Consider the following 14,328-nt stretch of genomic DNA (forward strand, 5'->3'; position numbering starts at 1 on the left):
AATGAAAATCCTGATTTCCGCCTGCCTTTTGGGAATCCCCTGCCGGTATGACGGAAAAGCCAAGCCCCAGCCGTGGGCGGAGGCGCTGGCGGGCAGGCATGACCTTGTACCGGTGTGCCCGGAGCAGTTGGGCGGACTGCCAACGCCCCGGACACCCTCGGAGCGGCGGGGGGACCGTGTGGTGATGAACACCGGCGCGGATGTGACGGAGCAGTACCGCCGGGGCGCGGAGGCCGCGCTGCGGCTGTGCCGCCTGACGGGCTGCGAGGCGGCGATTTTGAAGGAGCGAAGCCCCTCCTGTGGCTGCGGCGAAATCTATGACGGCAGTTTTTCCGGCACCCTGACCGCCGGGGATGGGGTCACGGCGGAGCTGCTGAGGAAAAACGGCATTCCCGTGTACGGGGAGAGCCATGTGGCCGCGCTTTTGGACTGAGAAGCGAAAAAGCGGATTTTTTGGCGCAAATTCACGATTTTTGCTTGACGGAAGGGACAGTTTGTTTTACAATAACTACTATTAAGAAACGGAAACACTTCCGTTTGATATGTGTATATATTCGGCATACCTGCCGAAAGGCAGGGACGCAAAGCTATAGTGTCTAAATGAACGGAGCCGTTCACATGACAGACTGGCCGCAGCTTTTTTCTGAGGCAAAGCGGCAGTCTGTCTTTTTGCGATGTGCCGGTATTTTCTGGGGGGTGTGGATATGGCCTATATGCGTTTGGGAGACTTGCTGATCAGCACCGGCGCCATCTCCCGGGAACAGCTGGAGCAGGCGTTGGAGCTGCAGAAGGGGACAAAGCAGCGTCTGGGCGATGTACTGATTCAAAATGGCTTCATTACGGAGAAAAGGCTGATTGACGCGCTGAAAATTCAGCTCGGCATTGAATTTATTGACCTGACGAAGGTATCTCTTCCGATAGAGCTGGCGAAATTCGTGCCGAAGAACATCGCCCGGCGCTTCTGCGTGGTGCCGGTGCGGGCGGCGGCGGATACGCTGTACCTTGCCATGAGCGACCCGCTGGACTTCATGGCGCAGGAGGAGGTCAAGGCCGCCTCCCGGAAGCGAGTCATTCCCATGATTGCCACCCGCAAGGCAGTGGAGCAGGCCATCGGCCGGCTCTACAGCAATGAGGGCACGGCGAAAATCGTGGAGGAAATGAAGCGCGAGGTAGGTGTGGACATTGATGCCGCGCCCCGGCCCGCCGCGCGGGAGCAGCAGGAGGGCAACTCCGCCCCCACCATCCAGTTTGTCAACGCCCTCATCGAGCGGGCCTTTGACGAGCGGGCCAGCGACATCCATCTGGAGCCGCAGGCAGAGGAAATGGTGGTGCGGATGCGCGTGGACGGTCTGCTGCACCAGATGCTCACCGTTCCCGCCGATTTGAAGAACATGGTGGTTTCCCGCCTGAAGATCATGGGCAGCATGGACATTGCCGAGCGCCGTGTGCCGCAGGACGGACACACCACCGTGCAGGTGCGGGGCCATGTGATAGACCTGCGTATTTCCACAATTCCCACGGTGTACGGCGAAAAGCTGGTGCTGCGCCTTTTGGACAAGTCCTCCCAGAACCTCACCAAAACCGGCCTCGGCTTTGAGGGCCGTGACCTTGAAAAATACGAGGCATTGCTGAAAAACAGCGGCGGTGTTATTCTGCTGGTGGGCCCCACCGGCTCCGGTAAGTCCACCACCATGTGCGTGATGCTGCAGGACCTGGACCGGGAGGAGGTCAACATCGTGACGCTGGAGGATCCGGTGGAGTATTACATCCCCGGCGTGAACCAGTGCCAGATCAACGAAAAGACCGGCATGACCTTTGCCAGCGGCCTGCGCTCCATTTTGCGTCAGGACCCGGACATCATCGCCGTGGGCGAGATTCGCGACAGCGAAACCGCCCATATTGCCATCCGGGCCGCCATCACCGGCCATCTGGTGCTGAGCACTCTGCATACCAATGACGCTATTTCCGCCGTGACCCGTTTGCGGGACATGGGCGTGGAGCCGTGGCTCATTTCCGGCGCGCTGCGGGGCGTCATCTCCCAGCGATTGGTGCGGAAGATCTGTCCCCACTGCAAGCGGGCCTACAAGCCGCCTATTGAGGAGCTGGAGGCCCTCGGTCTGCCGCAGGATGACAGCACCGTCTTCTACCGGGGCGAGGGCTGTCCGGAGTGCCATCACACCGGCTACATCGGCCGCCGGGCGGCGTTGGAAATCCTTGTGGTGAACAGCAAGCTGGGGCATTTGATCGGCCGGGGCGCGGAGACGGAGGAGTTGTCCGCCGCCGCAAGGGAAAACGGCTTTGTCACCATGCGGGAGAGCTGCCAGCATCTGGTGCTGAGCGGCATCACCACAGTGGAGGAGGCCGCCCGCGTTATTACCAGCACGGCGGAGGATTAAAGAAACCAAAGCATAACCGGGAAAGGAGGGAGCGGATATGACCACTTATCGCTACCGGGGCCAGAGCCTTGACGGGGCGAAGGTCACCGGCGTCATTCGGGCTTATGACGAATTTGAGGCGGTGTCCCAACTGCGGGACCGCTGCGCATTCATCACCAAAATCGAGCCGGTAAAGGAAAAACAGGGCAATCCGCTTACCCGCCCCGTCAATACCCGCATCAGGGAAAAGGAGCTGGCGATGCTCTGTTCCCAGCTCTCCATTCTGCTCTCCTCGGGCCTGACCGCGCTGCGGTGTCTGCAAATGGTGGCCGCCCAGACCCGGAACAAGCAGCTCCGCCGCGCGCTGGAAAAGGCGGCGGAGGAGGTGGGCGCGGGCCGCTCCATGGCGGACAGCCTCGAAAGCAGCCGGGAGGTGCGCTTTCCCGCCACGTTTGTGGAGACCGTCCGGGCCGGTGAGCAGTCCGGCTCGCTGGAGGCGTGTCTGAAGCGGCTGCAGGGCTACTATGAGCGCTCCTCCACGGCCAGGGCCAAGGTGGTCAGCGCCATGACCTATCCGGCTATGGTCATCATCACGGCGATTATCGTTGTCATCATCGTGATGGTAAAGGCCGTTCCGGCCTTTACGAATACATTTGCCGAGCTTGGCTCGGACATTCCCGCCATTACCAAGGGCCTTATGGCTGTCAGCGGCTTTTTTGTCAAGTGGTGGTGGGTGCTGGTGCTGCTGGTGGCCGCGGCGGGCATCGGCTATTACAGCTTCCGCCGCACGGAGCGGGGCCGCATCGTGCTGGCGAACTACGCACTGACCCGCTCGCCCCTGCGGCGGCTGCGGACCATGAGCGCCTCCGGCCAGTTTGCCGCCGCCCTGTCCGCTATGCTTTCCGCCGGTCTGCCGATGCCGAAGGCGCTGTCGGTGGCCGGTGAGGTCTCCGGCAATTATATGTTCGCGCTGGCCGCCGGTAAGGTGCGGCAGAGCGTGGAGCGGGGCCGCACCGTGGCCGAGGGCATGGGCGAGGTGAAGCTGTTTCCCCCCATGCTGCGGGAAATGATCGGCGTGGGCGAAAGCTCCGGCACGCTGGTGGACACGCTGGACGTTGTGGCCCAGTATTTCAACAGCGAGGTGGAGACCATCACAAACCGCCTGCTGGCGGTGCTGGAGCCGGTCATCACCATCGGCCTTGCGGTCATTGTTATGGTGCTGCTGCTGGCGGTGTATCTGCCAATGTTCAGTATGTACGGTTCCATGGCGTAATACGGTATCCTCCCTGCCTGCAACCCGGGCAGGGCGATATAAAAAGAAAAACACAAAGGAGAAAAGATTTATGCTCAAGAAATTGAACAACAAAAAGGGCTTTACCCTGATGGAAATGCTCATTGTGGTGGCTATCATCGCCGTGCTGGTGGCAGTGGCAATTCCCACCTTCACCTCTGCATTGAATAAGGCCAAGGCCGGCACTGACCTTGCCAACATCCGTTCCGGCTATGCTGCCGCGCAGCTGGAAGCCATTACCAAGACTCGTACTGCTGACGAGACGCTGTATCTGCATCCCGATGGGAGTGTTGATACCACAAATGGCAATCTTTACATGACTAAGGGAAAATCTTCAGATGCAGATACCTCCGCTACGATTGGCGGCAAGTTTTCTGTAGGTGACGGCGGAGTTACTTGGAGCAAGGATAAGTCCATCAGTTATGTGATTGGTGCCGACGGTACGGTTAAGAGCATTACTCCGAGCACCTGATTTTTGTACTATTTCTCCGGCGGGGGCACCGACCCGCTCCCGCCGGAACAGCTCCTTGATCCGGGGCGCGGCCGGGGGTTGGCGGCCATGCCCCGGGTAAAGGCATGGAAAAGGAGAACCTATGCTGCGTCTGTCCCTGCCAATCACTGTTTACTGCTGCGCAATGGCCGCGCTTCTGGGCGCGTGCATGGGCAGCTTTTTGAACTGTCTGGCGTGGCGGATGCTCCACGGCGAAAGCGTGCTCCGGGGCCGGTCCCACTGCGACGTCTGCGGCCATGTGCTGGGGGTGCGGGACCTTGTGCCGGTGCTGAGCTATGTGTGCTCCGGGGGAAAATGCCGCTACTGCGGCGCAAAGCTCTCCGCCCGCCATGTGTGGGGGGAAGTGGCAGGGGGCGCGATGTTTGTCAGCGCTCTATTGAAGTATGATATTTCGCTCCAAGTCCTTGAGGCGTGGCTGCTGGCCTGCGTGCTGCTGGCCTGCGCGTTCGCGGATCTGGAGGGGTACATCATACCCGACCGATTTTTACTGTTCGGCGCCGGGGTGTTTATCGTGTTCCTTGTGTGGGAGCCGGAGCCGCTGCACCGGCTGATACAGGGCGCGCTGGGCGGCCTTGCCGTGCCGGGAGCGCTGCTGGCGGTGGTGCTCATGATGGAAAAGCGCATGGGCCGGGAGGCCATGGGCGGCGGCGATTTGAAGCTGCTGGCCCTGACGGGGCTGTATCTCGGCTGGATGGGAAATCTTCTATGCCTGCTGCTGGCCTGTGTGCTGGGCATCTGCGCGGGGCTGGCCTCCGGCCGGAGGGATGCGCCGATTCCGTGGGGACCGTCCATCGCGGCGGCGGCGTGGGTCACGCTGCTGACGGGGGACAGGGTCCTCCAATGGTATCTGAGTCTTTTTGGAATGTGAGAGGTTGATATATGGGGAAGCTCGTTGGCTTTGACATTGGCGAAAACAGCGTAAAAATGGTATATTTCTCCGGCAGGGAGCTCAAGCGCGCCATTACGGCGGAGCTGCCGGACGCCATGGTCTCAAACGGGAGAATTTTGTCCATGGACGCCATGGCAGATTTTATCCGGGACATGGCCAAGGGCCACGGCATCCCCCTGACGAACGCCGCCATGGTGCTGAACACCGGCGACCGCTTTGTGCGCTCCGTGACGCTGCCGCTGATGACGGAGCAGCAGCTCCGCTACAACCTGCCCTATGAATTCCGGGATTTTCTGACGGAGGAAAAGAACCGCTACTTTTTTGATTATTCCATGCAGGGTATTTTGAACGGCTCGGACGGGCAGCCGGAAAAGATGGAGCTGTTCGCCTGCGCCATGCTGAAATCCTCCGTGGAGGAATACCGGGCCATGTTCCGCCGGGCGGGCTTCCGCCAGCGGGTGCTGACGCCGGACGAGAGCGCTTACAGCGCGCTGCTGGAGGAGCACATCGCCCATCACGGCGGTGAGGATACCGACCGCTGCATCGTGAGCCTTGGTCACCGCAGTACATATCTCTACATTTTCCACGGCAGCCGCTTTGACAGCCGCCGGGGCGTGGAGGTCGGCGGCGCGGAGCTGGACAGCCTCATTGCCGACCACTGCGGCGTGGACGTCCATGTGGCCCACAGCTATAAGAACAGCGACTATAACGGCGTGCTGGAATCCGATTACGCCCAGGAGCTCTATGCCCGTCTCGCGGGCGAGATCGTCCGGGCCGTGAATTTCTACAATTACAACAACCGGGACCGGGAGCTGAAGGAGCTGTATCTCTGCGGCGGCGGCGCGGGCATCGCGGCGCTGCGGGAGACCATTGCCGAGACCACCCGGCTGGAGGTCCATCCGGCAACAGACCTGCTGCCGGAGCAGCAGCGCCCGGAGGAGGAGCCATGGCTGTACCTGCGGGCCATTGCGGGTGTGTTTGAGAGCTTCCGGGGAGGAAAACGATGAACGAGCAAGAGAAAAAGGGGACCCAGCCGGTCCGGGTCCATGGCCGTTATCCCCGCAAGAGCGGCATCAATATGAATATGCGGGAGGACCGCACCCGGGAACTGACTACGCTCATTATCGGCGGCGTGCTCATCTGCGTGCTGGCAGGCGCGGCCGCCAAATTCGGCGTAATCGACCAGTACCGGCGGCTCACGGAGGCCCAGCGGGCCTATGAGCAGGTCCACAGCCAGTATACGGCGGTGGAGACCGCGCTGGAGGATTATGACCGGGTGCTGGCGGAATACCGCACCTATTCTACGGACTGGATGAATGACGCCGTGGATTCGGAAAGTCCCAATGCGGCGCTGTATGCCGCCGTGGACCGCCAGCGGGTTTTAGACCTTATCGAGCGGGATATGCAGTCACAGGGGACAGTCACCTCCGTTCTGATTCGGGATAATCAGGCGGTGGTCGCCATGTCCGGCATGAGCCTGGACCAGATTTCCCAAATGTTCCAGAAAATCGGGGAAAGTCCCATTGTAGAAAATGTGGAGCTGAACATGGCGGAAACGGAAAAGGAGCATCCCGCTTCGATTCTGAGCTTCTCCGTGAGCATTACGCTGTGCAGGGAGGTGGAGGAATGAACCGGGAGCTGACAGGCCGGGAAAAGGTCATGTTGCTGATCCTGAGCGTACTGGTGATGGCCTTGGGCTACTATAAGCTCATTCTTGAGCCCATCAACGATCAGGTGGCCGCCTACCGGGACAGCACCGAGCAGGAGCAGACGGAGCTGACCACGGAGCTGGTGCGGGCCGAGCAGCTGAAGAAAATGGAGTCTGCCGTGGCGGAGCTGCGGCAGCGCGGTGACGTCAAGCCCATCCCCGCCTATGACAACAGTAAGGCGCTGATGGTGGAGCTGCACCGGATTCTGGCCTCCGCGCAGGAGTATTCTCTGGATTTCAGCGCGGGGACCACAGAGGAGGACTATATCGTTCTCCGACCTATCTCCCTGAGCTATACCACAGCGACCTACACTCAAAGCCGCGCCATTTTAGACGCGCTGAGCGGCAGCGATTACATGAACAAGATCTCCAATCTGAGCATTCAGACGGAAACGGGAAGGGGAGAGAGCGGCGTTAAGACCGCTATGGTCATCACGTATTTTGAGGTTCGTCAGTAACAGATACAAGGAGAATATGACGATGAAAAGGGCAAACAGATTCGACAACCGTGGATTTTCGCTGGCAGAGGTCATGCTGACCGTGGCGATTCTTGTTGTTCTGTTTGCCCTTGCCATGATTCCTATTTCCAAGTACCAGAAGGAGTTCCGCCAGCAGGAGCTGGACAGCAAGGCGGAGCTGGTGTTCACTGCTGTGCAGAACCGCATGACCCAGCTTCAGGCAGCCGGAATGGAGTCACTGTACGCGTGGACACGGGATGGAGATCGTGGCATTAACAAGCTGGGGCTGGAGCCTTGGGGCAACACGGACTCCAACATCGGGGAAAATACGCTGTGTTATGTGACCTCGGCGGACAAACTGCAAGAAAATTGTGCCGCCGCAGACCTGTTCCCGGAGGGACAGGCGGACGATGAGCTGTGGAACGCGGACTGGGTGGTGGAATACGATCCCAAGGGCGGCAGCGTCTACGCCGTGTTTTACGGCGGCAGCGGCATGGCACAGCGGTACAGCCCATCGGAATTTGACCGGCTCCGCAGCCGGGCCTACCGTATCAGTGATGGCGCGCAGGTGGGCTATTACAGCGGCGACACCGTGGAGATAGAGACCACCGGCACACTGGAGCCGTATGCGGAGATCATCAATACCGACCATTTGCAGCTCCGGGTCATCTGCCCCCTGAAGGGAATGACGCTGAGCTTCCAGGCGCGTATCTGGGAGCTGGACGCCACGGGAGCGGAGACAGGCGACCCGGTGGTGGTGCCTTTCTCCGTCGATGAGGTGAAATGGGATGCGCCCAACTATGTGGCCACCATGACGCTGGACAGCTTAGAGGAGGGAATGCGCTTTGCGAAGCAGACCCGCTTTCATGGACTGACACCGGGCAAAAATCTGAAGATCACCGTGACTGTGACCAGCGACAATCCGCTGGTGGACAAGGGCTCCTGTACGGTGACCACCAACAGTCTGTTTGCCGATTTGAAGGACGGAGATACGGCGGAGCTGCGCTATGCGCGGCACCTTCAGAATTTGGATCAGGCATCTGAGCTGTCGGAGGATATCACCAAGGCGGTCCAGACCCGGGACATTGATTTTGCCGGGGACGCGGACGATGAGTGGAAAGCGCTTTACGGCGATCTCGGCTTTACGCCTGTCCGCAACAGTAATCTGGAGCAGCTCGAAGGCGCGGAGACCGGCAGCGCGACGGGGGTCTACCCGGTGATTTATGACCTGCCGGTGGACGTCGCCAGCGATGCGGGGCTCATTCAGTCGGCTTCCGCCGGGAAAATGCTGCTGCTGAAGAATATTCGGCTTTCCGGCGCGAATGTGACAGGTAAAACGGCTACTTCCAGCGCGGTAGGCGCGCTGGTGGGGTGCGTGAACGGAGCGTTGACGCTGGAGAACTGTCAGGTCTACCTCAGCCGCAGCCACGGCCATGTGGGGCCCGACGCGAACCGGAACAAGCAGTGGCTGCAGGGCGGCGATACCGGCGGATTGGTCGGCAGAATTGAAGCGGGCGGCAGCGCGGAGATTCAAAACAGCTTTGCCGCTACCACTGCCGCAGGCGTGATGTCCGTAGGCGGTCTTGTGGGCCGGGTAGACGGTAAGCTGTCTGTGACCCACAGCTACGCGGACTGCTACCTGACGCTGGAAAAGGGCTCGCAAGGTATTGCAGGCGGCCTTGTGGGCGTGGGCATCGACACGGCCACGCTCAAGGTTGAGGACGCCTATGCCGCCGGTTTCCTGACAGCGGATCAGACCGCCGGCATTGCGGGAATGCGCGCCAGCTTGACCAATGTGTATACCGCCTGCGCGCTCATGACGGAAAGGGCGGAGGGCGGCTACGATACGGACGGTAAGCTGACATATTCCACCGTGACCGGCGGCAGCGCAGCAGGTCAGGTATACTATCTCTGCAACGGTGAGGAAAATGTTGTCTTGGGCGCGAGCCGGACATGGACCAGCGCGAACCGCACAGAGGCTGCGGCGGAACTGGGCGATGCCTTTACCGATGAAACCAGCGGACTGAACACCGTCCGCTACGAGTTGAAGGTCAGCGGCCTTAGCAGCTACACGTTCCCCCGGCTGAAAAATCTGCCGCATTACGGCGATTGGAAGGCAGAGTTTGAGTCCGGCGCACTGGCCTACTACGAATACTATGCGGATGGAAGCTACGGCTTCTACGGCGGCAATATCGACACTCTGAAGGATACAAAAGCGGTGTTGGGTGATGGCTATGCCGCCGTTTACGAGGGAACTGTCCCACCCGCGAGCCTGACCGTGACGCTGAACTATACGGTCAAGGGCGTTCAGACGAAAAAAGAGATTACGCTGAATGGAACAAATGCCGTGACCGTTCAGGCAAACGGACGGACGTATCAGCTTTTGCGCTTTAGTAAAGAAGACCTTGAGACCGCTGGCGCTGTGGACAATTACTATATCACCGCCATTGGCAATGAGCGGACGTATTCCTTTAACCCGCATTTCGCGAAAACGGCGGTGGAGGGCGCGGCAGTCATTGAGAAAACGGCGGAGCAGACCATCAGTATCCGCACGGCCCGCCAGCTCAACAACCTGAGCCGCTATTACAGCGATTACCGGGATACCATCTCCGAGATTGCTTCCTTTGCACAGGAGTTGAATATCGACTATTCTGCCTATGACTGGGCGCACTATATGGCGCTCGGCACGCTGGTCACTACCCAGCCGCCCATTGGCGAATCGGAGGCGCTGTCCTTTATCCACGAATACGATGGAGGCTGCCACACCATTACCGGCGTGCGCTTTACCGACAACGGGACGTATATGGGCCTGTTCGGCTATAACCGGGGACAACTGCGGGATATCGTGCTGACACAGGCGGTGGCGGCCGATGCGTCCGGGCCGATGCTGCGGATGTCCGCACGGATGAAAACGGCGTACATCGGCGTACTGGCCGGTGTAAACAGCGGCACAATCACAAACTGCGCCGTGGCCGGGTATCAGCTTCAGGTGCAGGCGTACAGCGCCAGTGCCGTGTACGCGGGCGGCCTTGTCGGCAGCAATCTGGGCGGACGCATCCGGGGGTGCAGCGCGGAATTTCCGCTGCTGTACGCCGCCAGCACCTATGCCAAGCTGTATGTGGGCGGCCTTGTCGGCAACAGCAGCGGCCAGATTCGCCAGAGCTATGTCACCGGCGCGGTCAATATTGAGGAAATCAAGGGCGGCGGCGTGACGCTGGCCGGCTTTGCGGCGGAAAACGGCGGCTCGATTCAAAATAGCTACTGCGCGGTGTCCATGATCTCCGCAGGCGCGGAGACCAGGGGCTTTACCGTGGGCGGCATTGTGCGGGACTGCTATTACTTAAACGGAGGAACCTACGCCTTCCGGGGCAGCGTGGCGCTGTATGACGCAGCGGACAGCTCGGGGGCGCAGCCGGTCACGGATGAAAAGCTGTCCGGGCAGAAAATCGGCGGCTTTGGAACGGTGTCCGCCAGCTATGACCATGCCGCTACGGACGAGGAAAATTACCCCTACCCCGGCAGCGTGACCAACGCGGCGGGAGATTATGTCCACTACGGCGACTGGGTGATGGAATCCGACCTTGGCAAACTGGGCGTGTTCTATTGGGAATACGAGACCGGCGGCGCCAACAACGGCTATCACATTTCCTACATCGGCTTTGATGGTTCGGCGGAAAAGCGGGGCGAGAGCCTTTGCGAGACCCACGATGACGGCGGCGTCATTACCCGGTTCGGCTACGGCTATTACTGGAAGGATGGGCAGACAAAGCCTGCATTCACCACCAGTAAATTCTGCGCGGGGACAACTGCGGTTTCCGAAATCAGCGAAAAGCTGCGGGAGCAGATTCCCGGCTATACCTTTACCGCCTTTGAAAGCGGCGAAAACGGTTTGCGTCTGCTCTCAGCGGATGAGCGGAACGCGGAATGGACGCTCACTGTCGGAACATACACTTACAGGTATTCTGTCTGCCCGTTCTTTGGCAATGCCTTCAACTACATGAGCGGAACCGGCACGTCCGGCGCGGAGGACAATATCCAACCCGGTACGCCGGAGACGGACGGAAAGGGGCTTGCCTATCAAATCCGCTCTGCGGACCAGCTCCAATTCATCAACTGGAGCTATGTGGATGGCACAGGCTCGGCCACCCGCCTTGTCACAAAGAACAATTACAAGCTGTTTCCGTATCTGCAATATACCAACAGCACCGGCACGGCCAAGCAGACGCGGACGGACGCGGAGCGGAACCGCCCGGCTCAGAGCTGGCAGCAGACCCATGACCTCAACGGCGCGAACCAAGAAGCGGGGAAGGCCGAAAAGCAGGAAAACAACCGGCAGTTCTATCCCATTGCCGGCGCCGTAGACCATATCACAACAAACAACTCCTACAGCATGGTGCTCTATAACTGGTTCGGCGGTAGCTATGACGGTGGGAACTACTATATCAAGAACCTGAACATCGAATCTCCCTGCTACAATGTGGGCCTGTTCGGCACCACCGCCGGTGCGGATATCCGCAACATCGTGCTCTACAGCGATAATAACGCTGTGATTCAGCGACGCACGGAGCAGTCGGACTGGGGAAACTCCGGGGGCGAGAGCGACATTATGCGCTACCAGTGCGCATATGCCATGGGTGGTCTTGTGGGGATTGCGTATCGCTACCATAATGACCCCGGCAGCGTGATCACCAATTGCGCTATTGCGGGCTATGTCATTCAGGACAACAGTAAAAATCTCCTGCGCTTGGGCGAGGCGGTGGTGGGCGGCCTCATCGGTGTGTCCAATCTGGATTTGAAGCAGTGTTCCGCCGTGGTGGATATTCAGGTCAACTGCACCCATATCTGGAGAAATGACAGTGGTCTGAACGCGGCGAGGTACGGCAACTTTATCCGCGTGGGCGGCCTTGTGGGCGGCCTGCGGGACAAGGCCACGGACTGCTACACCGGCGGTAAGATTACCGTTTCCAAGGAAACGCTGAAGGAACGGGTGCGTACCGGGTCCTGGGGCAGCGACAATACGCACTTTGCCGATGGCAGCGAGGCCGTGGAGGTCAAATGGCCCATCGCCGGCAACGGCAGCAATGCCAACCCGGCGACCTACGTGTTTATCGGCGGTATCGGCGGCAGCGGCTTCTCCGCCAATTTCCAGAACTTCACGGGTGTGAACAATACCAGTGCTGACGGTGCGCCGAAATTCTATAATTGCTATACCTATATCAATCTGCCGGATATGGAGGGAACTATTACGGCCATCTCTCTTATCGGCAGCACGGCGGACCGCTATAAGTATACCACATATACTGTGGAAAATTGCTATTACCTCAAGAGTATCAAGGATCAGGCATCCTTTGCAAAGGCGTCCAAGACCTATAATCCGAATAACACAAACTCCATGTATACACTGCTGTATAATAAGCCGGATGTGCAGGAGGCCATGTTCAAAGGCAATATGAGCTACCTGACAAGATACCTGTGGGAAACCAGTGTCAAGTATGGCTCTGAGGTCAAGGGCCTGACGGGTCTGACCTATGACCAGATGGCCCAGCGAATTGGAGATGCCAATATCCAAACAGCAAACGGCCTGAACAAGACGTTCGGCAGCTTCAAGGACGCGCTGAACAACGGCCGCACCGGCAGCGAGGCGGCCTACGATTGGGTCACCACCGAGGAGCAGGACGCGCAGGGGAACAATATCCCGGTCCACGGCAAGTACAGTTTTCCCGGCAGCACGGACGCGTTGCTGGGACAGGACTTCCCCTTCCCTACGGTGCTGCGGCAGGAAAAGCAGGGACAGACCATGAACCTGCACTACGGCACTTGGCCGCTGCACGGATTATTCTGGTCCAAGGGCATTGCCTCCATGGACCTGATCGCCGATTACAAGGACAGGGCGGCGGGCAGCAGTATTCAGATGGAGCTGAAGCCCTATGAGCTGGGAATTTCGGATGTGCCGCAGGTGAACTTCGAGTATACGGACGCTGCCATTGTGCAGGTTTCCGCCGTATGGAACGCAGATAAAAAGAGCTATGACGTTACGCTGAAGGGCCTGAAGCCCGGAGCCACCGAGGTCACGGCCAAGATCGACTATCAGGGCAGCACCTATGAGGCGCGGCTGCTGTTAACGGTCACGGCAGAGATCACCGTTTCCACGAACATCGAGGATGTTAACTGCTACGTGGGCGAAGCGGCAACGATGCAGCTCATGGCGCAGGACAAGCTGGGGAAGTCGCTGCCCTATGCAAAATGGAGCGTGACCAGCAGTGCGCCCACTGTGGCCTCTGCCGTCATCAAGGACGATACAATGGTGGAAATTCAGGGAAACAGTGAGGGCGACGCTGCGTTGACGCTTCAGGTGGACTGTGAGCTTCCCGGTGTCGGTACATTCAGTGCCAGCACGATTCGCAGTGTTTCCGTCCGGATGCAGGGTATTCTGGGCGTCACCTCCGACGGGCGCTATTGGCAGGGCAAGCTGATGAAAGAGACTGCCACCGGTTTTGCTGGTTTTGATTGGTCAGAGAAGCCCGCAGAGGTGACAACATTTGCAGAGAATGCACCGGCCTGCGGCGAGGAAACGCTGTTCCTCTACGCACAGGGCACGGACGCGGCCCTTGCAAACTACAGTGTGGAAAGTGTCACGGTGCAGAGCGGCACCTCCCCGGTGGAGGTAGCGCCGGGCAATACGAACGGTACGTATTGGGTACTGCCCGGTGCGAAGCAGACCTCCGGGGACTACACGGTGCTGCCGCTTCAGCTTTTCGGCAAGAGCGAGGGCGAGGTTACGCTGTCCGTTGTGCTGAAGGACCAGCGCTCCGGCAAGACCCTTACATTTGAGGGCGTCGAGTATACAATCCGGCCGCCGCTGCTGCATAGTGTGACCTACATCACGGGGCAGGAGACAAGTGAAAAGACGGAAAACGTGATTGTGAAGGGCGATACCGTCACACTTCCGAAGCCAGGCAATGCGGGAATACAGAGCTTTCTGTACTGGCGCAGGAACAATGGCGATACGCCCGATTCCCCGGAATATCCCGCAGGATTTGTATTTCCCCTGACGGGTGACGTAATATTTCAGGCTGTTTACAAATGAGAGAAAGGA

Annotated in this window: 9 protein-coding genes and 1 riboswitch; all 9 genes read left to right on the forward strand. The window is 59.2% G+C overall.

What is annotated here, in order from left to right:
- Position 1: 1 nt before the first annotated feature.
- The 9 genes from PY311_RS03930 to PY311_RS03970 all read left to right on the forward strand — a co-directional run bounded on the left by PY311_RS03930 (position 2) and on the right by PY311_RS03970 (position 14,319).
- The gene (locus PY311_RS03930) at positions 2-433 is read left to right on the forward strand and encodes a 2-thiouracil desulfurase family protein (protein WP_286147373.1); all 432 of its coding nucleotides are present in this window, start codon (positions 2-4) and stop codon (positions 431-433) included.
- A 113-nt stretch (positions 434-546) separates the two neighbouring features.
- Positions 547-638, forward strand: a riboswitch (cyclic di-GMP riboswitch).
- A gap of 66 nt (positions 639-704) precedes the next feature.
- Positions 705-2,396 carry a GspE/PulE family protein gene (locus PY311_RS03935; RefSeq protein ID WP_286147374.1) on the forward strand — a complete coding sequence of 564 codons (1,692 nt, stop codon included), beginning with the start codon at positions 705-707 and terminating at the stop codon, positions 2,394-2,396.
- Between the two features lie 37 nt (positions 2,397-2,433).
- The gene (locus PY311_RS03940) at positions 2,434-3,648 is read left to right on the forward strand and encodes a type II secretion system F family protein (protein ID WP_286147375.1); all 1,215 of its coding nucleotides are present in this window, start codon (positions 2,434-2,436) and stop codon (positions 3,646-3,648) included.
- Positions 3,649-3,718: 70 nt separating this feature from the next.
- Positions 3,719-4,138: a type II secretion system protein gene (locus tag PY311_RS03945; RefSeq protein ID WP_286147376.1), complete on the forward strand. Its 420-nt coding sequence runs from the start codon at positions 3,719-3,721 to the stop codon at positions 4,136-4,138.
- A gap of 121 nt (positions 4,139-4,259) precedes the next feature.
- The gene (locus PY311_RS03950) at positions 4,260-5,045 is read left to right on the forward strand and encodes a prepilin peptidase (RefSeq protein WP_286147377.1); all 786 of its coding nucleotides are present in this window, start codon (positions 4,260-4,262) and stop codon (positions 5,043-5,045) included.
- An 11-nt stretch (positions 5,046-5,056) separates the two neighbouring features.
- Positions 5,057-6,073, forward strand: a complete 1,017-nt coding sequence (gene pilM, locus PY311_RS03955; protein ID WP_286147378.1) for a pilus assembly protein PilM — start codon at positions 5,057-5,059, stop codon at positions 6,071-6,073.
- Entirely contained in the window at positions 6,070-6,696 is a 627-nt protein-coding gene (locus tag PY311_RS03960) for a hypothetical protein (protein ID WP_286147379.1), read from the forward strand. Before pilM ends, PY311_RS03960 begins: the two co-directional genes overlap by 4 nt.
- On the forward strand, positions 6,693-7,232 hold the full coding sequence (locus PY311_RS03965; protein WP_286147380.1) for a type II secretion system protein M: 540 nt from the start codon (positions 6,693-6,695) through the stop codon (positions 7,230-7,232). The genes PY311_RS03960 and PY311_RS03965 overlap by 4 nt, the downstream gene beginning before the upstream one ends.
- A 22-nt stretch (positions 7,233-7,254) precedes the next feature.
- Positions 7,255-14,319 (forward strand): pilus assembly FimT family protein, encoded by a 7,065-nt coding sequence (locus PY311_RS03970; RefSeq protein WP_286147381.1) that lies wholly within the window; start codon positions 7,255-7,257, stop codon positions 14,317-14,319.
- Positions 14,320-14,328: the final 9 nt, after the last annotated feature.

Source organism: Neopoerus faecalis (assembly GCF_029218125.1).
Classification (GTDB): Bacteria; Bacillota; Clostridia; order Oscillospirales; family Oscillospiraceae; genus Oscillibacter; species Oscillibacter faecalis_A.